Source organism: Belliella marina, from assembly GCF_042682445.1.
GTDB classification, from domain to species: domain Bacteria; phylum Bacteroidota; class Bacteroidia; order Cytophagales; family Cyclobacteriaceae; genus Belliella; species Belliella marina.
The window spans coordinates 178,082-205,078 of sequence record NZ_JBHUHR010000015.1 but is presented as its reverse complement, the minus strand read 5'-3'; the positions used below and the strand labels follow the sequence as shown (position 1 = coordinate 205,078).

Sequence of the window (26,997 nt, the reverse complement as noted above, 5' to 3'; positions counted from 1 at the left end):
CTTTTTTGTGTTTTAGGACTTGTTATTATTTGTCCTGTAACACATTGCATTTGTCATATGCAGGATCTATGTCAATATAGACATCTTCTTTTGCGGTCATAAACCATGTGCTGAGGATGTCATCTTCTTTTTTCCTCATCGTCGCAGCTTTGAGTTTTTCATAATCATCATTCATATTTGCCCTATGGGCTGGATATCTGTTTTGATAGTAAAGGATCCTGATTTTTGTTCCTTCTCTCGGGTCTTCAAATCTCATCGGTTTGGTAATAGAACCAACTTTCATGCTATCAATAGTGAAATACAATACAGGATCTTCCAAAGTTCTCAATGTAAGTTTGTTTGAGCCCGATCCCGGGTCGGAAAAGAATCCTCCGTTATCGGAAGTGTTCCTGTCTTCGGAATACTCTTTGGCAGCTTTGGCAAATTCAATCTTACCATCCATGATCACAGTCCTAAGACTGTCAAGGTATCTCTCTGCTTTGAGGATGTCCTCTTCGGACGGCTCAGGTTTTATTAGGATGTGCCTTGTATTGAAAGTGTTTCCACGCCTTTCCAACAATTGGATCATATGGAATCCAAACATGGTCTCCACTGGATCAGAGATTTCACCTTGCTTCAAGCCAAGTGCTGTAGCTTCATACTCTGGTGCAAGCTCGCCCCTTCTAAAGAATCCAAGCTCACCACCTTGTACGGCAGATCCGGGGTCTTGGGAATGTTGTTTGGCAAGTGTAGCAAAATCCGAAGTTCCTTTTCCAATCTGTTCCTTGAGACCTTTTAAGAATGCTGCCACTTCATTTTTGTTTGCTTCATTGACTTCAGGTTTGCGTACAATCTGCCCTACTGTCACCTCAGCGGAGAAAAACGGCAATGAATCTTTATGGATAGAATTGAAGAACCTTCTTACCTCGGCAGGGGATACACCTAATCCTTCCGTAATCTTTCCCTGCATTCTCTGCACGATCATTTGTTCTTTTAATGCATCGGTAATTTCGGCTTTCAATTGCTCGGATGTTTTACCATAGACTTCTACAAGTGTATTTTCATCTCCTCCCAATTGCTGTAGGACCATTGAAAACCGCTGATCTGCCTGAATCATTACTTCTGCATCACTGACAATTACTGAATCTATTTCAGCTTTAGCCACCATGAGTTTGTTGATAAGCAAAGACTCAAAAATATCACATCTTGTCGGTGCTTCAAACCCTTGTTGTGAGTTGGATATGGCTTCCATGTATGTCTTCTGGACATCAGATTCAAGGACAATGGAGTTATTCACTTTCGCAACTATCCTGTCCAATACCTGTCCTGTTTTTGGAGTTTCCTTCTTCTCTTCTTCTTTTTTCTCTTCTTGGCCGGATGCAACATTCGTCATCAATATCAAACCTGTGATTGCAAAGAAGTATTTTGCCTTAATCATATATTTTGAACTCATTATTTTCTTGTGCTCTTTGATAAATATCTTTCTGTAGTTGCTCAACCAAAGCTACTCTTTTTTTATTCATTAATATTTTTGAGATCTCGTCTTTCACAAAATCTACTGGGGGTATCTGATCCTGCAATTTATATTCCAGTATTTTGAAATAATAGGTGTAGACTTCATCATCTACTTTGATCAGTTTGTTGTTTCTAAGCAGCTCTACTTTGTTGTTGTTTTGCGCTAAGGGGGTATTGATGATAATGTCCTCTAGCCTTACCCAAGTAGAATCCTCCAGGTAATAGTTGGCGGCATGCTTGAGTGCGATTTCTTGTATGTTTTCTTTTGATTCGGGCTTGTTGGATGACAACAGCCTTTCCAATGATCTGTTTTGGGAATTTGCTTTTTCCAGTTTGAAGAAATTGGTTCTTACGATGATCTCCTTCAAACTGAAATTCTCTTTGTTTTCTTCATAATACCGGATTATCTCAGGCTCACTTATTGTTGAATCAGAATTGTTTTTGACATGTGCTTTTTCAAATTCATATACCATCAGTGCATATCGATAATCCAAAAGCTTCCTGTTCAACTCGGCTTCATCAAAGGTAATGGTTTTCCCGGCTTCTTTGATCATGAGTTGCTTCCGAATCCACGATTGTATATAGCGGTTGGTAATGTTTACACTATCTTCTTTGTTGGTGTTCCCGGTGATTACCACTGCCACATCTGATTTTCTCAGGTTTTGATTGCCCACACTTGCCACTACAGGATCATCCTCCTCACTTTCCTCTTCTGATTTTATTTTGAATAGATCACAGGAGCTAAGTAGGAAAATTGCCAGGATTGGGAGAATAAGATTAATTTTTCGTAACAATATCGTACACTCTATTTTTTTCTTCTTCGTTGATTCGGATGATATAATTCTCTTTCAATGTTGCTATCATCGACTTGTCCAAGTGCTCTTGGTAGTCCTGGATAACCTTGCCCCTGGTTTCTTCGAATTTTTTCGGGCCAGCAGGGATTTTGTTTCCAAGGATCACGAAGTGCGTTTTTCCATCAATATTGAGTTCTTGGAATGACTTGTCTGTGGTTGCCCGACTGAGTACCGGATGCGATCCGATCTCAAAGATGTTGTTTTGAATTGTGAATGCCAAAGGGTCGTCATTGAGAAAGGTGTTTTCCAATCGTGTCTCAAGGTTGTCCTGGTACTTTTTGTCCGCCAAAAACCTTCTGACAGCATCCTTTCTTGAGTCTTTTCCCATCTTGACAATCAATGCTTCAAACCTGTCGTCCCATTGGTACTTGTCCCTGTTTTCTTCGAAGAATGCAACTTGCCCCAGACTGTCTTCCAACGCTTTTTGCCATACTTTATGGTTCATCAAAGAAAACAATAAGATTCCATCTCTGTATTCTTTCAATATCAATTGGTAGTCCTTATTATTGGCTTCCAGGTCTTTTTCTTCCGCTTCATTTAGATTGACTTCTACAAACTTGTCATACCAAGCCGTAAAGTATTCTTTGGTTCCAACACGTACTATTTGCGAATCCTCATTTATGAATTTGATAAATTCGCTAACAGGTTTTTGAACGCCCTGTATGGAGATGATCATTTCCTCTTTCCATGGCTTATTGGCAATTTGCTCAATTGCTGTCTGCTTTTGGTTGTTTTTGAAAATATTTCTCATCGAATCTAACAACTGATCATTTTCATCAAAAGAGTACCTGGACTTCTGGATGGCACTTACCTGTGATTTGATCAGGCTTGATCTGCTGTCCCTTAGGATTTTTGACTTGATCATTTCTTCCATATCATCAAATGACGGGATGGGTTTTTTGTCCTCCAACCGAATGATATGGTAGCCATATGGGGTCTTTACTGGAGTTGAGATCTCACCAATTTCTGAGAGGTTGAAAGCGACTTTTTCGAACTCGGGAATAACCGACCCGATACCGATCCACGGAAGCTTACCTCCTGTGTTTTTAGTACCCATATCTTCAGAATACATGTTGCAGACTTCTTCCCAAATACTTTCGGATTTTTGAAGTTCGGTATAAATATCCCCAACCTTTCTCAATGCCCTTTCTTCCACTACTGGGTCATTGGTTTGTGTTCTTACCAATATATGGGAAACCAGTATTTCACCAGGATTTGGTTTTCTGTCTTCCAACTTGATGATATGGTAGCCATATTCGGTCAGGATAGGATCGGATATCTGACCTGGCTGTAATCTATACGCCGCGTCTTCAAACTGATAGACCATTTGGAGCGCCGTGAAATAGCCGAGACTTCCTTTGTTATCCTTAACGGAGGGATCTTCTGAATATTCTACTGCCAACTCATTGAAATTGGCTCCATTTTCCGAATCGGATTTCAGTTTTTCGGCCATCCTAAATACCGCAAGACTGTCATCTCCATTGGCATTCATAGGGAATTGCAAAAGTATATGGCTTGCCTTGACCACTTCCTGCATACGGTTGTAAGCTTTTCTCAATTCCCCTTCCTGAAGTGAGTTTTTGATCAAAAAGGGCTTTATCAAGTCTTCCTTGAACATCGAAAACTCTTTTTGAAATTCATCTACCTCATCCAATCCTTCATTTTCAGCTTCTTTTACCTTTAGCTTGAAGTTGACGAACAGGTCAAAGTTGTCTTCGAATTCTTTTTTGGAAATCTGTTCTTCTTTGGTCTGGAAGGATCTGTTTTTGGAAAGGATGTGCAAAAATTCATCCGCAAAGATATCCTCGTTTCCGATTGTCAACAGAGGTATAGGTCCTTTTGCCTGATTGTCCTCCGGTTTGATGGTTGTTTTGGGACTACAGGAAAAAGCAAGGACCAATAAAGTGATATAGAAATATTTGATATTCATATTGATGGCATGCCGAAAATTATACTGCAATGTTACAAATTAAAATGTAGAATTTTTTGGCTGTTGTTGATAAAGAATATAGAATTAACAATTATTTGGATTTTAAGTTTTTGAATAGCCTGCAAGTATTTTGAATCCCTGAGGTCTCAAATTCGATTTTGTCCATAATCTTTTTAACAAGGATAATGCCTAAGCCCCCTTTTCTTTTTTCCTTTTTGACTTGGAGGATTTTTGGTTCTTTGTACTCTGTGATATTAAAGCCATCACCTGAGTCCATAATTTCGATTTTTAATTCACCGGTGCCTATCTCTACCCCTACGAGGATATATTCCTCAGAATTACATCCATGTGAGTGGATGATCAGGTTGGCACATACCTCATCCACTGCCAAGGTTACTTGGTGTTGCTCGATATCGGATAAGGAAGTGTCCCGTAGAATTTTGTTCAAAAAGTTTCTTAAATCCGAAAGCCTACTTGTTTCACAATATAATTTTAGCTCGTGCTTCATCATAATGCCGTCAGTGCATCTTCTTCATTTGGTTTGATATTGATCAATTGATCCAGTCCCAATATATGGAATACATGAAATACTTTTTCATTGAGTCCGAATATGACCAGATTGATGTCCTTGTCATTAAACTCCTCTATGTAAGACATGAAAACGCCAAGTCCAGCCGATGAGATGTACTCAAGCTGGGTTCCATCCACCAATAGGTTCATGGTGTCACCCTCAACCAAAGAGACAATAGCTTCATCCAGTTCCACTGAATTGCTCGCATCAACTTCTCCAATCAGTTTGATTGTGGTATACTTTGAGGTTTTTGCAGTTTCGATCTTCAACATGTTTTTATATACGCTTTTAAAGCTATGGGGTTATTTTATAAACTTGATTACTAAGATGGAATAGTCATCATCAGGCAAAGTGGAAGTGCCAATAAATCGGTAAACTTCATCAATGATTTTTTGTTGGATTTCCTGGGGGTTTGATTGATGGTTTTTGGCCAATACTTTTTTGAGTCTCTCATACCCAAATTCTTCCGAGTGTTCGTTTTTTGCTTCCACAATACCATCTGTAAAGAGCACCAGGATATCCTGGTCATGATATGCCAGCTCTTTTTCATAGACATATTTTTCGTAAAGCTGATTTCTCAGTATGCCCAATCCCATGCCATCGATACTCAGATAGTCACAGCTATCCGAATTGGCATTGTAATATAAGGTAGGGCAATGCCCTGCCCTTGAATAACGGATGCTTCTTTGCTTTGTGTTGATGATGTAATAGGCTGTTGTGATAAAGTGGTTTTTCTCCAAACAATGGCTCAGGGCTTTATTTGCTTTGATCAAAAATTCACGTGGGCTGGGATTGAGCTGTACCAAACTATGGAAGATACCTTTCATCTGGGACATGTTGAATGCAGCAGAGGTTCCTTTGCCTGATACATCTCCTATAATAACCGCGAATTCGTTTTCTCCTATGACCTGTGTTTCATAGTAATCACCCCCTACCTCGTCTGCAGCTTCGGAAAACCCGTGGATTTCGAAAGTCTCATCATGATGCAGTTCTGATGGGAGCAAACTCCGCTGTACCCGCTGTGCGATCAGAAGTTCTTCTTTGTAGCGTTCGTTTTTCAGTGCTTCATTCAGGAGTCTATAATTTTCCACCGAAATACATGCTTGTCCCACGAAAGTAGAGATGATATTCATCATTTCTTTATTGAACCCATCCTTGACCTCTTTCAAAAGTACAATCCTTCCTACGGTTTCTTTATTGATGACCAAGGGGGTTATGGTCACCGATTTGTACTTGAGATCGGGGATTTTTCCGGATAGAATTTTGGAATCATTGTCTTTGGCCTGCCAGGAGAATTCCGAAAAGGGCTTACTGGAATTAATAAGTTTTTGTAACTCCTTGCGCTCTTCATCATTGACATACCTCTGATGTATCACTTTACATTCTTCCCCAGAGGGGTACAATTCAAGCCATGCGGCATCTACATAAGCGGCACTCATACATGAGTCCATCAGGATATCCAGCACCTGGTTTTCATTTTCCCCAGGCTTGATGGATTGGCTTAGCCTTTGAAAATTGATAGCTTCCACGAGCTTTTGTTCAAATACCGAGGAGGTGGGAAGGTTGAAAAGCGTGACAAGGAAACTGAACATTGCGTACATAAAGACAAACGCAAACAAGGATAGTAGAAAAAGATTGTCGGTGAGATTGAGGTTGAGGCTGCCGTCTTGACTATATGATAGGATCTGGATAAATAGGTATGCTGCCGAGAATTGAATGAGCAGCATAAACAGTATGGACTTCCACTTTTCCTTGAAAGTGAGGTATGGGATCCATTTTAGGTTGATGGCCAGAGAAGCACCAAAAATCACAAGCACTGCAAGCCCAAAAAGAAAACTGTAATCCAGGGTATTGTGGTTGAAAAACACAAAAAACATACTCACGAGCAGGCCAATTTCATATGCCTGCCATTGTTGCACCACCGCTTTTGTTTTTTGGTAAAGTATGAGATGCTTCCACAACAAGGTACATGATACCAAAAAGATAGTCGCAAAAGCAAAGTCAACATGGTAGAATAGGTTCCGAAGCAAAGGATCGGAAGCCAATCTGCTTTCTCCAAGAAAATAATAGAAAATTGATATAAATATTGATATACTTGTAGCCACTACACCGGTAATGGCAGCCCTCCAGATGAGGTCAATGAATTTGTTCCTCGAACTGGTGTTGATAGAATGGTTGAAATAAAGATATATAACTATAAAGAAAAGAATCTCTAGAATATAGGATATTTCGGGTGCAGTACCGGAGTCCATTTGGTTGAGATTTCCAAAAAGTCTCGTAATATCAACAAAAAGTAAGGATAGCCAAGTCATAATGGCAACCAAAAGACTTATCTTGCCGATATTTAGGTTTGGGAGCTTGAGCATTTTGTGTAGGAGACTACAATTATACACAAACTAACTTGATTTTCATGAATGGATTTACCTGAATAAGTATAAATTAATGTTAAAATTTTAAAAGTTAAATTATGAGTAGATTACTTAGTTTTTCGCTAATCCTGATTTTGCTATTGGCATCATGTACTGCTGCTGACTTGAACAAAATCCTTCAATCGGCAGGTGGACAAGGGCCATTGACTCAGGGGGAAGTTTCGACTGGCTTGAAAGAGGCTTTGATCCAGGGGATCAGCAAAGGTGCTGATAAAGCTTCCCTAACAGATGGGTTTTTTAAAAATGAATTGATCAAAATCCTCCTTCCAGAAGATGCAAGGAGGGTAGAGTCTACCTTGAGGCAAATCGGATTGGGTTCAGAGGTGGACAGGGCTTTACTAGCCATCAATAGGGGAGCTGAAAAAGCAGCCGTTGAGGCGAAACCTATTTTTATCAATGCCATCAGGCAATTGACAATCCAAGATGCATTCAATATCCTCAAGGGCGAGCCGGATGCTGCGACACAATTCTTGCGTAGGACTACCGAATCACAGCTTGTGGAGCTTTTTCAACCAAGGATCCAAGAATCACTCAATGAAGTTGGAGCAACCAAATACTATGGTGACATCGCCAACTCATATAATGCGATCCCCTTGACAAACAAGAAAATCGACCCAGACTTGAATTCCTATGTGACAAACAGGGCAATTGATGGTCTTTTCAAGTTGATTGCAGAAGAAGAGCAAAATATCCGAAAGGATCCAATGGCCAGAACTTCAGCTTTGATGAGAAGGGTGTTTGGCGCACAGGATTAAGTTAAGATATTCCCACAATATACTGGAAAGCATTCCATAAAGGAGTGCTTTCCTCTTTTGGGGAAGAGGAATATTGGTGTGTATTCTGAATGGGTAAATTCACATTAGGCAAAAAGTAACCTGAAAATACTGTCTATAGAGAAATACCGAAAAGGTTTAGTTAGAGCCATTCAATATTTTTGGCGTTCACGTGAAACTCAATTGAAGGACAAAAAAAGTCTGATCAAGTTTTGAGAGGCTCTGTTGCAGGTGGGAAACAACTGGTGAATTTATTTGAACCAGAAGCTGAAAAATAGCCCGTAATAAAAAAAAACACACCTTGTCGTTACAAAAAGACAATTTCTGTAATAACTCCTTTTCCGAATCTTTGTTCTACTATCTCCAACACTTTGGTACGGTTCATAGACATTTCTTTTTTGATGGCGCCGGATGTCACTTTTACGAAAAGTTTCTTGTCTTTGATGTACACGGAGGTAGTTCTGCTTGCCACGGTATTTCCCATCATTTCGGGCCAAGATTGCACCAACAGCCTTTCATCGAATTTATCTTTCAGCCGATAAGCTTTAAGTAATTCATCAAAAGCCTCTTGAAGTGGTGCAACATCTTTTTTTCTCCCTGAATGATCTTTGTACTTCTCCATATCAATTTCAAAAGTAAGCTAATTTATCAGATAAAAAGCGAAGCTGCAATACTATCTGCCAAAAGCTTCCCCTTCTTGCTTAAGTGTAAGTGGTTCCCTTTTATTTCTATCAGTTTTTCATTTTCAAGCTGTTTGAGCAAGCTTGCCTTCAGGGTAAGAAAATCTTCCTTGGTGCCTTTATTCAATTCATCGATATCTGCGCCCCAAATCGTCCTCAGGGATGTCAAAATGTATTCATTGATGAGGTCTTCCCTAGACATTGGGTCTGTGGTAAATGAATGCAAGCCTTTTGACAGATTTTTGATGTAAACGGCATTGTTTGCGACATTTGATCCGCGCTCGGTTCCATCGAAAGAATGGGCGCTCGGTCCGATACCTAAGTATGGGACGCTTTTCCAATAATTGGTGTTGTGTAGGGCAAATTGACCTGTTTTCCCAAAATTGGAAATCTCATACTGAATGTAATCAGCCTTCTCCATAGTGTCTTGCAGCATCTCAAATTGCTCTGCCGAAAAATCTTCCGTAGCGGGTTTGAATCTTCCTTTGTTGGCCCAGTTTCCCAAAGCTGTATGGGGTTCTACAGTAAGGCAATAGCTGCTGATGTGTCCGGGGTCCTGGCTTACGGCGATGGAGAGGTCTCTTTCCCAAATCGAATGGTCTTCATGCGGAAATCCATAGATCAAGTCTATGGACAGTTTTTCGAAGCCGGCATCTTTTGAAGCATCGATTGCCCTTAGTGACTCCTCTGCATTGTGCGCTCTGTTGTAATATTTGAGGATATTGGCATCAAAGCTTTGGATTCCTATGCTCAGTCTGTCAAACCCCAAGGTTTTCAGGTTGTCAAGCTTTTCTTTCTTCAAATCGTCCGGATTGGTCTCAATGGTCAATTCCTCTAGGGCTATGGGGTAGTTTTTGTAAATAGTAGACAGTATTTTCTCCAATTGGGAAGCCGAAAGCATGGAGGGTGTTCCTCCTCCAAAATAGATAGTTTTGATGGTTGGGTTGGTGGAGAGATAATCCTTCCTCAATTCTATTTCCCTACAAATCATGTCGACCATATCTTCGGCCATGCTGAGATTGGTGCTAAAGTGGAAGTCACAATAGTGACAGGCTTGCTTGCAAAAAGGAATATGGATGTATATACCGGACAAAATGGATCGTTTTGGATATAAAGATAGAGGAGATGTTAAGAAGTATCAAAATCTACCTTATTTTTAAATTTGCATTGAGTTTATTCCCCTGTTGAATTGAAAAAAGTAATCCTCATTATCGCAGTACTATTCTATACGAGCGTCTATTCGACCGAGGCGCAAGTAGGGAAATACCTTCATTATGAGATTACAGGAGAGATAGGTAAATCAGAAGAACTGGTTTTCAAGGATTCTCTTGACAGAGTCAATAAGATAAAGGATCTCTACAACGAATTGTACGCTTCAGGATTTCTGGGGGCAAGCGAGTATTTGAAGTTTTATCAGAATGATACACTTCGTATTGGTATCGCGACGGGACCGAGGTTCAATTGGGTAGAGCTAAATCCGGGAAATGTCGACCCAGTGGTACTGCTCAAAGCTGGATTTGACCAAGGGAGGTTTCAGAATAAACCATTCCAATACCAACAGGTAACTGGGATTTTTGATAGGATTCTAAGTCAGTATGAAAATGAGGGATTCCCCTTTGCATCCATTAAACTGGATAGTCTCCAAAGAGCTGGGGAAGGGTTTTCGGGAGCTTTGCATGTAGAGCATGGCCCTTACATTTCCTTTGATACACTGAAGATATCTGGCAATTCGAAGTCAAAAAGAATGTATTTGGCAAGGTATCTCCAGATTCTTCCGGGAGAGCCATTTTCACAAAAAAAGGTGGAAATGGCGATTCGGCAGATCAAAAACCTGCCATACCTCAGATGGTCCGGAGAACCTGAAATCAGTTTTCAGAATGAAGAGGCGACTTTATACCTCCCAATAAATGACAGGAAAATAAACACTTTGGACGGGATTGTTGGTTTTCTTCCAAATGAAATAGAAGAAAACAAGCTCCTAATAACCGGTCAGTTTGATTTGGCACTTTACAATGTAGGAGGCCGTGGGAGGAATTATATCCTGAACTGGCAACGACTCAGCCAATATTCACAAAACCTCAGAATAGAGGCTGTAGAACCGATGGTGTTGGGTTCAATGATCGACATAGGGGCTTCATTTTTCCTGTTGAAAGAAGATACGACTTTCCTGAACAGGGATTTCAGGTTGGATTTTGGATATAGGTTCAGAGTGGATAATTACATCAAGTTTTTTGGAAGAAGGCAGGCAGGGGATCTGTTGGCGACGACAAGCCTTGGGGAAGTACAGTCTTTACCCGAGTTTGCTGATTTTAGGTACAATAACTATGGGGTGGAGTATCAGCTTTTCAAACTGGATGACATATTGCTGCCGCGTAGGGGATTCTATGGACAAATGGAGTTTGCGATTGGTAATAAAGAGATCTTGAGAAATACGGGCCTGCCTGAAGAAGTATATGAGGGGGTTACGCTAAAGACTATACAATACTACATAAGAGGGAAGACTGAGAAGCACTTTTATTTCAATTCCAATTGGGGCTTGATGACAAGATTATCCGGAGGACTCATGGTGAATGATAATCTTCTGGGAAACGATATGTATAGGCTTGGGGGCTTGAAGACTATCAGGGGTTTTAATGAAAATTTCTTTTTTGCGAATAATTATGCCTATTTTAACTTCGAACCAAGATTCTATTTTGATACCTATTCATATTTTATGATTTTTGCAGATGCTGGTAGGTTGGAAAATACGGTGCAGGGATTGGATACAGATTACACTTTCTCCACAGGGCTGGGCTTCAGTTTGGAAACCGGCAGCGGGATTTTCAATTTTATTTATGCTTTAGGAAAGTCCAATGGTCAAGATTTTGCTTTGAACCTTTCCAAGATCCATTTTGGCTATACAGGAAGATTTTAAATATATGAATAGAATTCAGAAGCTTTTATTGGTTGGGATATGCTTTTTTGCTTTCCAAGTTCAATCGTTGGGACAAGTGATTGAAAATTATGATTCCAAGTTGGCTTATGTCAACCAGCCTGGCTGGTTTCAGTCTTCTGAGATTGTCCAAGTGGCGCTTGATCTTGAAAAATTCCCCAAGTCCGGATTCTTGTTGGAAATCCCATCTGGTGCAACCGTGTTTTTGGGTCAGGTGCTGTGGTTCCATACTCCTATAGATACAGCCTTGGTGATTTCGATAGAAGAGCTTCGGACCGGTTTTGGTCTTGAGGATGCCCCGACTTTGGATTTTTCGGTATTGAAGAAGGGGATCAATACTTCCGAAGTATCCATCAAGAAAGGGTACTTCGACTTGGGTAGGACTACCGAGGTGCTCGAAGATAATTCCATCCAGAAAATCGAAAGTAGGGAAACAGATGGTTTTTATGACTTCTTTTTCCTGGCCATGATATTGATATTGTTTTTGATTGCGATTTATAAAGTCATCTATCCTTTGGTTTTGAGCTATATCATCAATCCCCAGGGAATATTCACAGCAGAAGATTTTTCCGAGTCCAATTCCATCCAGAAATTCTTTTCCCTGGATATCATCTTTTACATAATCATCGTAAATCTGCTGTTGGCGCTGATAGCCATGGTGGGTGTCAAGGAGGTTGGTTTTGAAAGTGTCAATAAATTTGTAGAAGGGGGTGTGAATGAGCTTTTTCTATATTGGCTATTTGCAACTTTGGTGCTTTTTGGATTGACGGTGGCCAAGTTTCTTTTCATCAAATTCATGTCGATTATCTATGAACTTGGGAAAAATGAATTTTCGCATTTTTTCTATTTATTGAGGGTAGTTTCTGTTTTGGCGGTACTTTTTGTCATAATAATATCGTTTTTTGCCCTTAATAGCCCGGATCAGTTGGGAATAATAGTAAAAAATTCGGCCATATTTATTTTTTGGATCTATTTGTTTGGCGTCGGACTTTTGATGTTTATCATGATGAATCGTGTAGCTTTTAATAATTACCATTTATTTGCTTACATTTGCACCGCGGAATTAGTGCCCTTTTTGATAATTTCTAAATTTATCATGGGTTAGCAAGTTTCAAAAAAAGGTTAAAATAAGAATAAGCGATACACTATGAGTAAATCTACTAAAGACAGATTCCACCCAGTTAAAAGCATATTAGTTTCACAACCTAAACCTAGCGATGATAAGTCACCTTATTTTCAGTTAGCGGAAAAATATAATCTTAAAATTGATTTTAGGCCATTTATTCAAGTGGAGCCGGTTTCGTTAAAAGATTTTAGGAAGCAGAAAATTGATATACTCAAGCATACTGCCATAATTTTTACGAGTAGAAATGCGATTGACCATTTCTTTACAATCTGTAAAGAGTTGAAAATTGAGATGCCTGCTGACATGAAGTACTTTTGTATTTCAGACCAGACAGCCCATTATCTACAGAAATACATTGTCATCAGAAAAAGGAAGTTGTTTGTAGGGCAAAAGACAGCGTCTGATTTGTTTGATTATTTCAAAAAGCACAAATCGGAAAAATACCTTTTCCCATGTTCGGATATCAGAAAGGATGAAATCCCTACTTATATGGCTAAAAGTAATATCGAATTTACAGAAGCAATCATATACCATACAGTAGCCGCGGACTTGTCAGATTTGAGGGATATCAAATATGATGTTTTGGCTTTTTTCAGCCCATCGGGAATCAAGTCTTTGATGACCAATTTTCCGGATTTCAAGCAAAACAATACAAGGATAGCTGCTTTTGGACCAACGACGGCAGAGGCGGTGAGGGAGGAAAATCTCCTTTTGGATATTGAGGCGCCGATGCCAAATGCCCCAAGTATGACTGGAGCTTTGGAACTTTATATAAAAAAGGCAAATAATTTATGACATCTTTTCAATCTTTTGTGGGGTTTTTCAGTTTAATTGTGTAGAATAGGTTCTGAAAAGATAAAATCTTTTGATACATGGATAAGCTGAAATACCCCTCACTTAAATTTTTACCGTTCTTATTGCTGACATTGCTGTCAGCCAAAACTGTGTTTTCACAGCAAGATGCCCAGTTTACCCAGTATATGTACAATGGGTTGTTTTATAACCCAGCTTTTGCGGGAAAGGAAAAAGGATATAATTTCTCCGCTCTGCATAGGACCCAATGGGCAAATTATTCGGGATCCAACGGCCCTGCACCCATCACCCAGTTGCTGACTGCATCAGGTTCACTGGACAAGTTGAATATGGGCTATGGCTTGACATTTGTCAATGACAATATTGGTCCGACTTCCAACCAAGAAGTGAATCTGGCGGTAGGATATCACAAAAGATTGAGAAGGGGGGTATTGAGTATTGGTCTGTCGGGAGGGGTTTATTCCAGTACGGTCAAGTATGACGAATGGATCCTTGTCAATCCTGATCCCAATGTGCCTGCAAGTGGAAGGGAGACGCAGATGAATCTGAATTTTGGTCTTGGCGCGATTTATGATAGAGGTAACTTCTATGTAGGTGCTAGTTCAAAGCATCTCAATGAGCCGGGGTTTGATTTCGGAGATGGTGCAATAGAAAACCAACTGAAAAACCATTCCTATCTAAATGCAGGATATAGGATCAAGACATTTGCTTTTCTGACGATTGAGCCAAGTTTTCTATTAAAAACGGTGTCTTTTAATAATTTTTCCTATGACTTGAGCGTTATAGCGACACATAATCAAAAGATTAGTGGAGGTGTAGCATTTAGGGGGGAAGAATCGGTCTCTCTTTTGGTGGGCTATAGCCTTCTTAAAGATAACTCATTGAGGATAGGATACGCATTTGATTTGGTAGTTGGTGGCTTGGAGGCCAAGTCTCCAACAAGCCATGAGTTTATGTTGACTTACAACCTGCCACAAGTATCGAGGGAGTTTCAACGGGCAATCCAGCGGACACCAAGATTCAGATTCTAAAAGAATACGAATAAAATTTTGGGATTGGTTAGTAATTTTCTCAGATTTTCGTTTAAATTTCGCTTTCGTTGGAAGCGGAATTTAACAGTTATTTACATAACTTAATTAGTGTCATTGATGTATAAAAAAATGATTTCAAGGTATTTCCCTGTAATAGCGATGGTTATAGCGGCATCGGTAATGCAAGGTTGTGGGCTCTTTGGAAAGAAAGGGTCTGCAAGTGAAAAGGATAACAGGAGAGGAGAGGTTACGGGAGTCGCAAAAAGGGTAGGTTGGCAACAAAACCTCCCCATAGATATGGTGGCTGTCAAAGCAGGGACTTTTTGGATGGGGCAAGCTGATGAAGATATTGCTGCCAGTAATTCTGCTTTCAATAGACAGGTTACGATATCCGAATTCTATATGGACAAATATGAGGTTTCGAACAATAAATACAGACAGTTTATCGAGGCGGTAAGATTGGGTGAGTACTCATATTCTACCCCTACCACCTTGAAAGATCCCCCACAGTTCAATCTTGATGAAGTACTTCCTGACACTACAGTTTGGTCTACCAGCTTTTCATACCATTACGGTGATCCATTGATGGAATTCTATTTTGACCATCCAGCTTTTGATAACTATCCGGTAGTAGGTGTCAGCTGGGAACAGGCGAATATGTATTGTGAGTGGAGAACTTTTCATATGAATGCAAACGACAAGTCTGAATTTGATATGCCCCCATTCAGGTTACCTACCGAAGCAGAGTGGGAATATGCAGCCAAAGGAGGAAAAGATGTGGCCAAGTATCCATGGGGAGGTCCGTACTTGAAAAACAAGAGGGGATGTCTTATGGCAAACTTCAAACCGGGACGTGGTAACTATATTGATGATGGATTTTCGTACACAGCCCCTGTTGATGTGTTTGCACCAAATGGTTTTGGTCTTTACAACATGGCCGGAAATGTTTCTGAATGGGTGTTGGATGATTTCAGTGAAGTAGGGACTGCCTTGACGTGGGATTTGGATCCTAAATACATAAATGAAGGAGAGACTAGAAAAGTAGTAAGGGGTGGTTCTTGGAAAGATATTGCACATTATCTAGAGACAAGTACTAGGACTTATGAATATCAAGATGTGAAAACAGCCCACATAGGCTTCAGGACTACAATGACATTTATGGGTAGATCTGGATCGATGGATGTTGGAAACAATAGAAGAAGACAACGATAAACAAACTTTTGAACAACACACAATCCCTAAAAAGACACTTTAATCAAAATGGAACAGAATAAACAATCATTTAAGTATAAATTTTATAGCTCCATTATGCCAAAGATATATGGTATCGGAGCTGCCGTTGTAATCCTTGGAGCAATGTTTAAGATTTTGGATTGGCCTTTCGCAAGTTTGATGATTGGTGTAGGTCTATCCACAGAAGCTGCAATTTTCTTTTTATCGGCATTCGAACCAAAGCATGAAGAGTTAGATTGGACAAAAGTATACCCGGAACTTGGAGGTGATACGCCTGCCGAGAGGAGAGCTGCTGCAAAAATGGCAGCGACAGGACCAAGTGCTACCCAGCAATTGGACGACATGTTGGAAAATGCCAAAATTGGTCCCGAACTGATCGAAAGTCTTGGGAAAGGAATGCAAAACCTTGCTTCCTCTGCCGAAAAAATGGGCAAGCTTTCAGATGCTGCCGTAGCTACAAATGAATACGCTGAAAATGTAAAGTCAGCTTCCAAAACCCTGGTTGATATCAACCAGTCTTATGGAAAGACTGCTGCTGCACTTACTGAGATGTCTTCTGCATCGACAGATGCAAAAGAGTACCATAACCAAGTGGTGGCCGTGACCAAAAACCTATCGGCATTGAACAATGTCTATGAAATGGAATTGCAAGATGCCAACTCACATGTGAAGACTTTGAACAAGTTCTACTCCAACATGACTTCTGCTTTGGAAGGATTGAATGAAGCTGGAAAAGAGACTGAGGCCTTCAAGAATGAATTGGCAAAATTGAATGCGAATGTAAGTTCTTTGAATAAAATATATGGTGGCATGTTATCAGCCATGAAAGGTTAAGCCTTATTGAACAATAAAGTATGTTTAACCTTTTAGAAAAATAATATGGCCGGCGGTAAAGAAACACCAAGACAGCGGATGATTGGGATGATGTACCTTGTGTTGACAGCATTGTTGGCACTACAGGTAAGCAATCAGATCCTTCAGAAGTTTGTATTGATCAATGATGGTTTGGAGAGAACATCAAAGAATTATATCCTTAAAAATGAATTTGCTGTCCAATCGATAGCTGGGACAGTTGAGCAACAAGGTAATAACGAAAAAGATCTACCAAAAGTAAAAGTAGCTCAAGAACTAAGAAAAAAGACAGCAGAGGTATTCAACTACCTGGAATCAATGAAAGAAGAACTGATCACCGTTTCCAATGCAAAGGACGATCAGGGAATGTTCAAAACCTCTGCCCTCAAGAATGTAGACGTTCCTGGAAATATCTTCAACAATAACCGTAAGGGGTATGAAATGCAGGAGATCCTGAATAAGTATCCCCAGGAAGTGAGTGCATTGTTGAAAGAAGTTGGTATTGATATGACATTTCAGCCTATTGCAAAGGATGCGGATCAAATTGACTTATTCAAAAATGATCCAGACGTTAGAACAAAGGATTTCGTCAACCTCACTTTCGTCAAGTCACCGATTGGAGCTGTATTGACATTGATATCACAATTTCAAAATGAAGTCCTGAATGTGGAGAGTGAATCTTTAGCTGCCATTACAAATACAATAGGCTCATTCTTCTACAAAGCTGATATAGTACAGGCGACGATTGCAGCTCAGTCTAATGTGGTAGCTGCGGGTACCAAATTTCAAGCTGATATGTTTATCGCATCTAGTTCATCATCGGATGTCCCAAAGATGACCATAGATGGGAGAGATGTTCCTGTAGAAGGAGGGTTCGGGAAAATAGAGTTCACGGCTACTCCAGGGCAATATGATGACAAAGGGCTTTCCAGACGTGTGATTAAAGGTGAGATTACAACAAATGTGGGAGGAGAAGATCAAGTATTGCCAATAGAGTATGAGTACTTTGTAGCTCAACCTGTAATTAGGGTTACTTCTGAAGTAGTTAACCAATTGTATGCAGATTGTGCCAATGATTTGATGATTGATGTGCCGGCATTGGGGAATAGCTATTCTCCGTCATTCTCGGTAAGCAATGGTACAGCGATTTCGGGATCTAGACCTGGGCAAGTAACCATCATTCCGGGAGCATCGGGTAAAACAGTGATAGGAGTGAGTAGTGGAGGAAATAGGATTGGGGATGTGTCATATGATATCAGACCTGTTCCGATGCCTACAATTGTCCCTTCTACAGCCCAAGGGCCAATCGACTTGTCACAAGGAGTTGCGCCACTTCAGTCTATACTGATAAAAGCAGTTGCAGAACCTACTTTCGCCAGAACAATGGCGAGGGATGCTAAATTTGAAGTGACAGGAGGGGAAATTACATTAATCAGGAGTGAAGTACCGAGAGGTTCTGTGAATATCTCGGGAGAGACGGTAGGGATAAGGAATTTGGCGGAGACAGCCAAAACTGGCGATCGATTGGTTATTAGGGTAACAGAGATTACCAGAACTAATTTCCAGAACAGAAAAATCAAAATGCCACTTCCGAATCCGCAGATTGTAATAATTGCAATTAAGTAAAAATTGAAATGTCCATTAGGACAGTAAATAAATCAGCATATGAAAAAGCATGCTAAAATATTAAGTCTAATCTTATTTCTCGGTCTCTACTTGAGTCAAGATGGTTTTGCGCAAGTTCCTACGAGCATGAACCCATCCGGCACAGGTGACCGTCAGTTTAAGATGGATACAGTTTATTCGATCAGACCGATCAGGGAAGATGATAAAATGTATCAGATTGCGGTTTGGAGAAGGATTGATCTGCGAGAAAAATACAACTTGCCTCTTTATGGATCTGGAGATTCCAAGGGCAATGGTATTATCAACAATATTTACAAAGCTGTAGTCGAAGACAATGCTTTGGAGGTGTTCGCAGATGAGGAGTTTACAGAGCCTCTTTCAATTGCTGAATTCCAGAATAATTTCTGGATGGCTGCGAATGGAGATAGCATATTTGTGAAAAACCTTTATTATTTGGATTTTAGGGAAGACTTCCTTTTTGACAAGCACCACTCCCAAACGAAGTTTGATGTGAAGCATATCGAAATTGTAATGCCATCTGAGACCAATTCCAATGCCGGGCAAAAATCGGTGGCATTTATCAGGTTCAAGGATTTTTACAATCATTTCAAAGACCACCCAGAAGCCAAATGGATCAATTTCCAAAATGCTTCAAAGGAGTTGACATATGATCAGGCTTTTGATTTGAGGTTGTTCAGATCCGTGGTAAGGAAATATGCCAATAGACACGATGCTTTGATTGTGGATATGGTAGATCCGCAACACCCGAATCCAGAGTTGCAGGCTTTCCTTGATGCTTTGGAGTTTGAATACAAACTGTTGGATTATGAAAATTCCCTTTGGGAATGGTAAAAAAAAGAGCGATTGACTTGTCAATCGCTCTTTTTTTGTCCTATTGCTTCCAAGAGCTTTTCTGCCTTGCTTTTACCTATGAGGGCTTCAATCTCTTCAGGACTTGCTTCTTTGATCTTTTTGTATGATTTGAAGTGTTTCAAAAGTTTTTCTGAAGTCCCTGGCCCTATTCCTTCAATCTCGGTAAGTTGCGTTCCAAAAGCTTTTTTGCTTCTCACATCCCTATGGAATGTAATTGCAAATCGGTGGGCTTCATCCCGGATACGTTGAAGAAGTCTTAAGGATTCTGATTTTTTATCAATATGGATTGGGTAGGAGTCCTCAGGGAAATAGATCTCCTCCAACCTTTTCGCAATTCCTATGATTGGAACTTTGCCATAGATCCCCAGATTCTTCAATGCTTCCACGGAGGACGAAAGCTGCCCTTTTCCACCATCAATGACTATTAGTTTTGGCAAAGGTTTGTTTTCCTCAATCAATCGCTTGTACCGTCTCCCTACGACCTCAGTCATAGATGCAAAATCATTTGGTCCTTCTACAGTTTTGATATGATAATGTCTATACTCCTTGTTTGCCGGTTTGCCGTTGAGAAAGCAGACCATGCTGGCGACAGGGTTTGTTCCTTGGATATTGGAGTTGTCAAAGCACTCGATATGGTCTGGCATCTCTTGGAGTGAAAGGTCATTTTGCAGTTGTTTCAAGACCCTGAACTTCTTGTCTTGGACATCTCCTGCAGCCAATGCTTTTTCTTTTTTGTAGTATTTGGCATTTTTTAGAGAAAGTTCCAGCAAATGCTTTTTGTCCCCAATCTTGGGTACATGTACATTGAGCCCTTCGTATTCTTCTTCAAATTCTACGTTGGCTATGATTTCGGGAGATTCACTGTTGAATTGATCCCTAAGCCTGACTATTGCCGTCAGCAACAGTTCCGCTTCAGTTTCGTCAAGTTTTTTCTTGAGTTCTACAGTTTTGGTGATGTTGATGCTTCCATTTTTGATTTTAAGGAAATTGACGTAAGCGATTTTCTCATCCGTGACGATGGTGAATACATCCAAATCTTTGATGCCCGGGTTTACTACCATTGATTTCGCTTGGTATTTCTCCAATAGATCAAGCTTGTCTTTGTAGTATTGTGCCCTTTCGAAAGCATATTTTTCAGCAGCTTCCTGCATGTATTGTTTGAAATACGCTTTTGCAATGCCCAGATTTCCCTTGAGGATATTTTTGGCCTGTTCGATATCTTTCATGTAAGCTGGCTCTCCCTGTAGCCCTTCACAAGGGCCAAGGCAATTGCCAATATGGTATTCCAAGCATACTTTATACTTTTGTTCGGCTATTTTGTATGGGTTCAGGTCAAGCTTGCAGGTTCTGATTGTAAACAGGCTCCTGATCAATTCCAGCACATTGTTCATTGCCTTGACACTGGCAAATGGACCATAGTATGTCCCTTTGCCCTGAATCATCTTTCTGGTTGGGTAGATTTGGGGAAAGTTCTCTTTTGTGACTAGAAGATAAGGGTAGGTTTTGTCATCCCTTAGGAGGATGTTGTACTTGGGTTGTGTTTTTTTGATCAGGTTGTTTTCTAGGAGTAAGGCATCAAACTCGGAATTGACCAAGGTGATTTCTATCTTCCTGATTTCCCTAACCATTTTTCTGGTTTTGTGGTTGACCCCCGTGTTTTTTACGAAATAACTGGAGACTCTTTTTTTCAAGCTTTTCGCTTTTCCAACATAGATCAATTCCTGATTTTCGTTGTAATATTTATAAACCCCGGGCTGGTCGGGAAGGGTATTGTAGTCGTCCGGTGTATAAAAAGAAGCTTCCATATTTGTACAAAGATAAAAAAACAGCCTTTGTCGGAGGCTGTTTTTCAAAACTATTAATTGGAGGTCAATTTAGAAATCGTTTTTCCTTGGATCATAGTCATAATCACTAAATCGATTGCTTTGCATTTCATACTGATCACAGTTTATTTCAATGCTCAATGGTCTTTCAGGTCTTGGGAATGGACCTTTGGTGATTCCTAAGGTTTCGTCTGCATACACTTTTTCCATAAACTTCACCCAAATAGGCCTGGCAGTCCTGCCGCCCTGACCATTGATCCAGCTTCTGAAGTGTATCGCCCTGTCATCACCACCGACCCATACACCCGATACCAAATCTTTGCTGATTCCCATGTACCAACCATCAGATGCATTCTGCGTAGTACCTGTTTTACCTCCAAGTTCATTTCCTTCCCGAAGTGCATATGGAACACCTTGTGAAGTACCTCTTGTTTCTTCAAATCCACCTCTAAGCATGTAGACCATCAAGTACGCATGCTCTTCGCTCATAGCAGGCTTCTTTTTCGGTGTAAACTGTTGTAGCAGGTTTCCGTTTTTGTCTTCAATCCTGTCAATATAAAAAGGTGTAATGTGTTCTCCTTTGTTGACAAATGTCCCAAAGGCACCAACCATTTCATAGATGGAAACATCGTTGGTTCCCAAAGCAAGCGCAGGGACTTCTTCCAAATCACTTGTAATTCCCAACCTTCTTGCAGTTTCTACAACTACCTTTGGACTGAGTTTTTTCATCATATACGCAGTGATAGAGTTGATCGATTGAGCCATGGCCCTTCTGATAGTCAATTTTTCATAAGAAAATTTACTGTCGGCATTGCTTGGTCTCCAAGTTGGTTGTCCCGGGATGTTGATCTCTACAGGTTGGTCGATTACCGAGTAGCAAGGACTGTATCCATTTTCGATAGCTGCGGCATATACGAACGGTTTAAATGTAGATCCCGGTTGTCTTCTTCCTTGCTTCACATGGTCATATTTGAAGTATTTCTGGTTGATGCCACCCACCCATGCTTTGATATGTCCGTTTTCAGGATCCATTGATATGAAACCTGTTTGAAGGTGCTTCTTATAATGTCTCAGCGAGTCCATGGTACTCATCAATGTGTCTACCTCACCTTTTTCCCAAGAGAACACTCTCATTCTTTTCTTTTCATTGAGTTTGATCTGAATCGAATCTGTGTTGGTATTGTATCTCTTTACCAAGTTTCTATATGCCTCTGTCCTTTTGACTTGTGTTTCGAGGAAATTGGGGATCACCCTTCCATGCTGGTCTATCCATGGATCTCTATTGCCCATTTCTTTTTCAAACAGCTCTTGCAAAGCTTTCATGTGTTCTTGTACAGCTTCTTCGGCATATTTTTGCATTCGGCTGTCTATTGTCACATATATTTTTAGCCCATCCCCATAAAGGTCATAGGGGGTTCCATCTGGCTTTAGGTTTTCTTTTGTCCACTTGATCAAATCTGCCTTCAAGACCTCCCGGAAGTATTGCGCCTGTCCTTGGTTGTGGTTTTGGACATTGTAGTCAAGCTCAATGGGAAGTACTTTGAGAGAGTCATATTGGGCCTTTGTGAGGAAATCATATCTTTCCATTTGGCTCAATACAGTATTTCTTCTTCTGAGGGAGTTTTCTGGATTGAAAACAGGGCTATAGTATGTAGGGGCTTTGAATAATCCTACTAGTACTGCGGCTTCTTGAAGGTTCAGATCGTTCGGCGTTTTGTCGAAAAAGGTTTTTGCTGCAGTTTTGATACCATAGGCATTGCTTCCAAATTCAGATGTGTTCAGATAGAGCGTAAGGATTTCATCTTTGGTATACGATCTTTCCAATCTAGTGGCGACTATCCACTCTTTTGTTTTGATGATCAGCATCCTCAACCCCGGTATTCGGCTTAGGAGTCCCTGTGATTCCTTGGTTCTGGTTTTGAAAAGATTTTTGGCGGTTTGTTGTGACAAGGTACTTCCACCACCTGCCCCTTGCCTCAGGACGATAGATTTGAAAAACACCCTTCCCATACTTTGGAAATCTATTCCAGAATGTTCTTCAAAGCGGATATCCTCTGTTGCGATCAGGGCTTTGACAAGATTCGGGGATAAATCATTGTAAGTGACCGGACTTCTGTTTTCCCTAAAATAGGTGCCCAAAAGTACATTGTCTGCAGAATATAGTTCTGAGGCTAATTCACTTTGTGGGTTCTCCAATGCTTTGAAATCAGGCAATTCCCCAAACAGGCCGAGAAAATTGACACTGACTGCCCATACAAAAATTATAAAACTGAACAGTCCGGCGACGAATATCAACCAGAGGTATTTTATTGTTTTTTTGGTCATTTTAAGAATGAAATTGAATAAGGAAATTTACTTGTACGAATTCTTATAGAAGGTTCTGTATTCTTCTATATTTTTTCTTTTGTTTAGTTCTTGGAAGTTCTCTATAGAGATCAAAAAACTTTGGGATTTATCACTGTCCGATAAGGATGTTGATTCGAAATCATCCAAGAATTTTTTTCTGTATTCTATAGCTTTCTCCGCATTATTGAATGGGCTGACTATGTAGATGGCATTTTCCTTGTTGAGGTTCATGTTGCCAGTTCTCAATCTCAAAGATGAAAAGTTGGCGGAATGGAAGTTTTCAAGTTCACCCAAAAGCGATTTGGCTGCCTTTGACTTTTCAGGCTCCAAAACAATCACAAATATATGTGTTTGATTAGGATTCTCTTTATAAGGGGTTACTTCTTCCTCGATTGCCTCTACATTTGAATCTTCAGTTGGTTCGGAATCAGTTTCATTTTCTACCTCAGACAACAGATCCTCCTCTGGTTTTTCACCTGTAAGTGCTATTAGCATATTTCTTGCCATTTTTAATAGCTCTGGATTTTCTGTGTTTTGGATATATGATTCCAGTCTTGTTTTATATCTTTCACGGTCATCGAGTTTCCCGGATACCATTACATCCAACAAAAGTAGTTTTTCTGTATTTCTGGTCAGCGGATTTTCTTCCAATGTAGTCCGGAGAACCCTTCTTGCTTGTCCATAGTCACGGGATTGATACAGTTGGTAAGCTTCTTTGTAGCCGTTTGATGACTGCATGTAGGCGAGGTTTCCAGATGCCCCACCAGGGTTGTTCACCGAAAATGTAAATGGTGATTCGGGAAACTCCCTGTTTAGTCTTTGGCTGTAGAGTTGCGAATTTCCATCTCTTTCCTTTTGGGCTAGGTACAGAATATAATAGGCTTCAGGTTTTTTGATCGTATTTGGATATGCCGTGATCAGGTTTTCCAGATTCTCAATGCTGAATTCAGGCTCCTTAAAATCAAAATACAGAAGTTTACCCAATTCAAAATAGGAGATTTCCAATTCCGAATTGAGTTTGTCAATGTCTTCTTCCGATTTTGGGATTTGGGACAAGAGACTCTCCTTGCTGGGTATTTGTTCGGAAATGCTTTCTTCTTCTTGATCCTCTTCCTCTTCCAAGTCACGTCCTTCTTCAATCTCACTTGGGCCAGACGAGGAAAAGCCCTGGGAGCTTCTTCTCCAATTGTCTTGGAGTGGCCTGTTTCCCCAGTTTCTGAAGAAATCGATGGACCCCTGCTGCATGGCAACAGTATTGTCAAAGTAGAAACTTTCACCGCTACTTTTCCCGCCAAAAGCTAATAGGTTGTCAAAAATCCCGGAATTCTTGGGTTTCTCCTTTGCGGCAGCCTCTTTCAGTAGCCTTTCCTCCTCGCTTTTGATATAGTTTTCAGCTACAAGGCTTTGTTCTTCTGGACTCATTTTGCTGAGCAGGATCAAGCTGTCATTTTTGGTGATGGTCTCAAAATGCAACACGTACTCATCCAAAATCCCTTTTTTAGCCTCAATCTGATTGTAGGAAGGATCCATCGGTCTGAAATGTGTCAAAGCACTGTCGTAATAATATTTTGCTGCCTGGTAATTTTTGTCCGTCTCAAGGCTTATTTCCGCAAGTTTCTGATAGATATAGCCCTTTTGGATGGGATTGGATCCTTCCTCTTTGGCGGCCCTTATCAAGAGGCTTACCGCTTCTTCTTTATCGTCTTGCTTGAGCTCAAACAAAGCTTTCTCATATAGGACGACGTCCCTCAGATCCTTATTTTTACTATCTGAATACAGATCATCATAGTAGTTCCTTACCTTCTTGAAATCCTTGGACTTGTCAAGCTCTGCCACTTTCTGGGCATAGAGTTGGGCAAAGAAGCTTCTCTCATATGGAGGATTGCCTTTGAGGGATTCTTGGTAATAGCTAAAAGCCAATGCGTCCAGCCCTTCCCTTTGGTAAAGTTGGGCCAGTATAAAGTTGATTCTGGACTTTTCTTTTTTGTCTTTGGTATATGGAAGTGCTTTGTCCAAAGCGCCAATTTTCCCTTCTACCTCACCTTTTGAATGGTAGTAATAGGCCAGCGTTTTGAAAAGCAGATACCTGTTGTCCTTGTTGATCTTGGACTCTTTGGAAAGGTAATCTATTACAAATATTACATCATCGTAATTTTTTTGATCGATAAATATCCGCATTAATTGGATCAAACTTCTGTGTCTAAGGTCTTTGTCCTTGCTGTTTACGTTGATGTATTTGAATGTGTTGATGGCATCATCGGTATCTGCCTGGTAATAATCTATCAACCCGATCAAAAAATAATTGTCATCTACCCATTTAGAAATTCTATGCCAATCAATGGCCTTGGAAGAGAGCTCTCTTGCTTCTTTGAGCAATTCTTCATTTTGTTCGATGGTGGCACTGTCAATTGGGTAGAATACAGGGAGTACTTGGCTGAAGTCTTCTTTGTGGTTGTTTTTGATTGTGGTTTCCAATTCGGTGATCTTCTCATTGGAGAGGTAATAGGCATTGTACCTTGAAGTTGTATTGTGGTAGAGCCTGTTGGTAAAAGTGTTTTTTTCTGAGGAACATGCCGAAAAAAGCAAGATCAAAAACATAATAAAACAAGTGTGTTGCGTTTTCATTGCTGACATGGGAAATTCAATTGACCAAAATAAAGGTTTTGCTTCAATTTATTAAACGGTTATGATTAATATTATATTTTTGGGACTTACAAATACTTAAAATCAACAATAGATTGGGACTAAAAGATAAAGTGAGAGGTTGGATCGATACAAAGTTTCTCTTCGTAATCAGAAAAGAAGAGGATTTTTCTGTCATCTCGTCATTGAGTATTACAAAAGTAAAGATTGCTTTGATAATATTTCTTTTTTTATTCGTCACTTTTGGGTTGTCCCTAGTTGCCTCCAAGACATTCCTGAAGGCCTGGTTTGACCCTGAGTATCTAGAGACTGAGAACATGACCCGAATAGTAGAGCTGTCCGAGATTGTCGATTCCCTGATGGTGGATTTGAAGCAAAAAGATATGTATGTCAAAAACATCCAGAGGATCATAACCGGGGAGGCAGATGGAAATCCCTACACGCAAGACTCAATCAGTATTGATGGAGTAGGTGCTTCAGGGAATAAAATAGACCTGTTCGAGAAAAATGAATCCACCAAAGCTATCGAGATGGAGTTTAGGGGAGTTCCTCTGGACTTCACTTCGCCGAGTTCTTATATGCCAAATACATTTACGGAGACTTATTTTTTTCCTCCGCTAAAAGGGGTGGTCGTATCTGGCTTTGATCCCCAAATTGGTCATTTTGGGGCAGATATAGTCGCCAGTGAAAATGAACCAGTCAAAGCAATAGCAGGTGGCACCGTCATAATGTCTTCATGGACTTTGGATACTGGATATGTGATTGGTATACAGCATTCAAATGAATTAATTTCATTTTATAAACATAATTCTGTATTATTGAAATCTGTAGGAGATATCATCAGAGGAGGAGAGATCATTTCTATCATCGGCAACACAGGTGAATTGACTACAGGGCAGCATTTGCATTTTGAGCTATGGTACAAAGGCAGCCCACTAAATCCCCAAGAATTTATCACATTTAATTAG

At 40.2% G+C, this 26,997-nt stretch carries 21 protein-coding genes; 10 read left to right on the top strand and 11 right to left on the bottom strand.

Annotated features, from left to right (window positions below; translation table 11 throughout):
• Nucleotides 1-25: 25 nt before the first annotated feature.
• The 6 genes from ACFSKL_RS05175 to ACFSKL_RS05150 all read right to left on the bottom strand — a co-directional run bounded on the left by ACFSKL_RS05175 (nucleotide 26) and on the right by ACFSKL_RS05150 (nucleotide 7,215).
• A complete protein-coding gene (locus ACFSKL_RS05175; protein ID WP_376884084.1) occupies nucleotides 26-1,417 on the bottom strand; it encodes a peptidylprolyl isomerase in 1,392 nt (463 codons plus the stop codon).
• Nucleotides 1,410-2,288, bottom strand: a complete 879-nt coding sequence (locus tag ACFSKL_RS05170; protein WP_376884082.1) for a peptidylprolyl isomerase — start codon at nucleotides 2,286-2,288, stop codon at nucleotides 1,410-1,412. Before ACFSKL_RS05170 ends, ACFSKL_RS05175 begins: the two co-directional genes overlap by 8 nt.
• Nucleotides 2,272-4,278, bottom strand: a complete 2,007-nt coding sequence (locus ACFSKL_RS05165) for a peptidylprolyl isomerase (protein ID WP_376884081.1) — start codon at nucleotides 4,276-4,278, stop codon at nucleotides 2,272-2,274. Before ACFSKL_RS05165 ends, ACFSKL_RS05170 begins: the two co-directional genes overlap by 17 nt.
• Nucleotides 4,279-4,369: 91 nt before the next feature.
• Entirely contained in the window at nucleotides 4,370-4,786 is a 417-nt protein-coding gene (locus ACFSKL_RS05160) for an ATP-binding protein (protein ID WP_376884667.1), read from the bottom strand.
• Nucleotides 4,786-5,121, bottom strand: coding sequence for an STAS domain-containing protein (locus ACFSKL_RS05155; RefSeq protein ID WP_376884079.1), 336 nt, complete (start codon nucleotides 5,119-5,121; stop codon nucleotides 4,786-4,788). Before ACFSKL_RS05155 ends, ACFSKL_RS05160 begins: the two co-directional genes overlap by 1 nt.
• A 30-nt stretch (nucleotides 5,122-5,151) precedes the next feature.
• Nucleotides 5,152-7,215 (bottom strand): GAF domain-containing SpoIIE family protein phosphatase, encoded by a 2,064-nt coding sequence (locus tag ACFSKL_RS05150; protein ID WP_376884078.1) that lies wholly within the window; start codon nucleotides 7,213-7,215, stop codon nucleotides 5,152-5,154.
• Nucleotides 7,216-7,316: 101 nt separating this feature from the next.
• Here ACFSKL_RS05150 and ACFSKL_RS05145 point away from each other — a divergent pair, with 101 nt between their 5' ends.
• Nucleotides 7,317-8,033, top strand: coding sequence for a DUF4197 domain-containing protein (locus ACFSKL_RS05145; protein WP_376884076.1), 717 nt, complete (start codon nucleotides 7,317-7,319; stop codon nucleotides 8,031-8,033).
• A gap of 325 nt (nucleotides 8,034-8,358) precedes the next feature.
• On the opposite strand, the gene ACFSKL_RS05140 is transcribed toward ACFSKL_RS05145, so the two are convergent.
• Complete coding sequence (locus ACFSKL_RS05140; RefSeq protein ID WP_376884075.1) at nucleotides 8,359-8,673, bottom strand: DciA family protein; 315 nt, start codon at nucleotides 8,671-8,673, stop codon at nucleotides 8,359-8,361.
• A gap of 26 nt (nucleotides 8,674-8,699) precedes the next feature.
• Nucleotides 8,700-9,824: a radical SAM family heme chaperone HemW gene (hemW, locus tag ACFSKL_RS05135; RefSeq protein ID WP_376884073.1), complete on the bottom strand. Its 1,125-nt coding sequence runs from the start codon at nucleotides 9,822-9,824 to the stop codon at nucleotides 8,700-8,702.
• A 96-nt stretch (nucleotides 9,825-9,920) separates the two neighbouring features.
• On the opposite strand from hemW, the gene ACFSKL_RS05130 reads away from it, so the two are divergent.
• The 8 genes from ACFSKL_RS05130 (at nucleotide 9,921) to porN (ending at nucleotide 19,196) form a co-directional block, all read left to right on the top strand.
• Nucleotides 9,921-11,645 (top strand): BamA/TamA family outer membrane protein, encoded by a 1,725-nt coding sequence (locus tag ACFSKL_RS05130; RefSeq protein WP_376884072.1) that lies wholly within the window; start codon nucleotides 9,921-9,923, stop codon nucleotides 11,643-11,645.
• 4 nt (nucleotides 11,646-11,649) lie between these two features.
• Nucleotides 11,650-12,768 carry a DUF4271 domain-containing protein gene (locus ACFSKL_RS05125; protein ID WP_376884070.1) on the top strand — a complete coding sequence of 373 codons (1,119 nt, stop codon included), beginning with the start codon at nucleotides 11,650-11,652 and terminating at the stop codon, nucleotides 12,766-12,768.
• A gap of 42 nt (nucleotides 12,769-12,810) precedes the next feature.
• Nucleotides 12,811-13,584, top strand: coding sequence for a uroporphyrinogen-III synthase (locus ACFSKL_RS05120; protein ID WP_376884068.1), 774 nt, complete (start codon nucleotides 12,811-12,813; stop codon nucleotides 13,582-13,584).
• 77 nt (nucleotides 13,585-13,661) lie between these two features.
• Complete coding sequence (locus tag ACFSKL_RS05115) at nucleotides 13,662-14,633, top strand: PorP/SprF family type IX secretion system membrane protein (protein WP_376884067.1); 972 nt, start codon at nucleotides 13,662-13,664, stop codon at nucleotides 14,631-14,633.
• Between the two features lie 117 nt (nucleotides 14,634-14,750).
• Entirely contained in the window at nucleotides 14,751-15,845 is a 1,095-nt protein-coding gene (porK, locus tag ACFSKL_RS05110) for a T9SS ring complex lipoprotein PorK/GldK (protein WP_376884065.1), read from the top strand.
• Between the two features lie 48 nt (nucleotides 15,846-15,893).
• Nucleotides 15,894-16,700, top strand: a complete 807-nt coding sequence (gene porL, locus ACFSKL_RS05105) for a type IX secretion system motor protein PorL/GldL (protein WP_376884063.1) — start codon at nucleotides 15,894-15,896, stop codon at nucleotides 16,698-16,700.
• A gap of 45 nt (nucleotides 16,701-16,745) precedes the next feature.
• Nucleotides 16,746-18,344 (top strand): type IX secretion system motor protein PorM/GldM, encoded by a 1,599-nt coding sequence (gene porM, locus ACFSKL_RS05100; protein WP_376884062.1) that lies wholly within the window; start codon nucleotides 16,746-16,748, stop codon nucleotides 18,342-18,344.
• Between the two features lie 39 nt (nucleotides 18,345-18,383).
• Entirely contained in the window at nucleotides 18,384-19,196 is an 813-nt protein-coding gene (gene porN, locus ACFSKL_RS05095) for a type IX secretion system ring subunit PorN/GldN (protein ID WP_376884060.1), read from the top strand.
• Nucleotides 19,197-19,216: 20 nt separating this feature from the next.
• On the opposite strand, the gene uvrC is transcribed toward porN, so the two are convergent.
• The 3 genes from uvrC to porW all read right to left on the bottom strand — a co-directional run bounded on the left by uvrC (nucleotide 19,217) and on the right by porW (nucleotide 26,011).
• Nucleotides 19,217-21,022 (bottom strand): excinuclease ABC subunit UvrC, encoded by a 1,806-nt coding sequence (gene uvrC / locus ACFSKL_RS05090; RefSeq protein WP_376884058.1) that lies wholly within the window; start codon nucleotides 21,020-21,022, stop codon nucleotides 19,217-19,219.
• Nucleotides 21,023-21,091: 69 nt separating this feature from the next.
• Nucleotides 21,092-23,365: a penicillin-binding protein 1A gene (locus ACFSKL_RS05085; protein WP_376884057.1), complete on the bottom strand. Its 2,274-nt coding sequence runs from the start codon at nucleotides 23,363-23,365 to the stop codon at nucleotides 21,092-21,094.
• 27 nt (nucleotides 23,366-23,392) lie between these two features.
• A complete protein-coding gene (porW, locus tag ACFSKL_RS05080; RefSeq protein WP_376884666.1) occupies nucleotides 23,393-26,011 on the bottom strand; it encodes a type IX secretion system periplasmic lipoprotein PorW/SprE in 2,619 nt (872 codons plus the stop codon).
• Between the two features lie 113 nt (nucleotides 26,012-26,124).
• Between porW and ACFSKL_RS05075 the strand changes: the two genes are divergently transcribed.
• A complete protein-coding gene (locus tag ACFSKL_RS05075) occupies nucleotides 26,125-26,997 on the top strand; it encodes a M23 family metallopeptidase (protein WP_376884055.1) in 873 nt (290 codons plus the stop codon).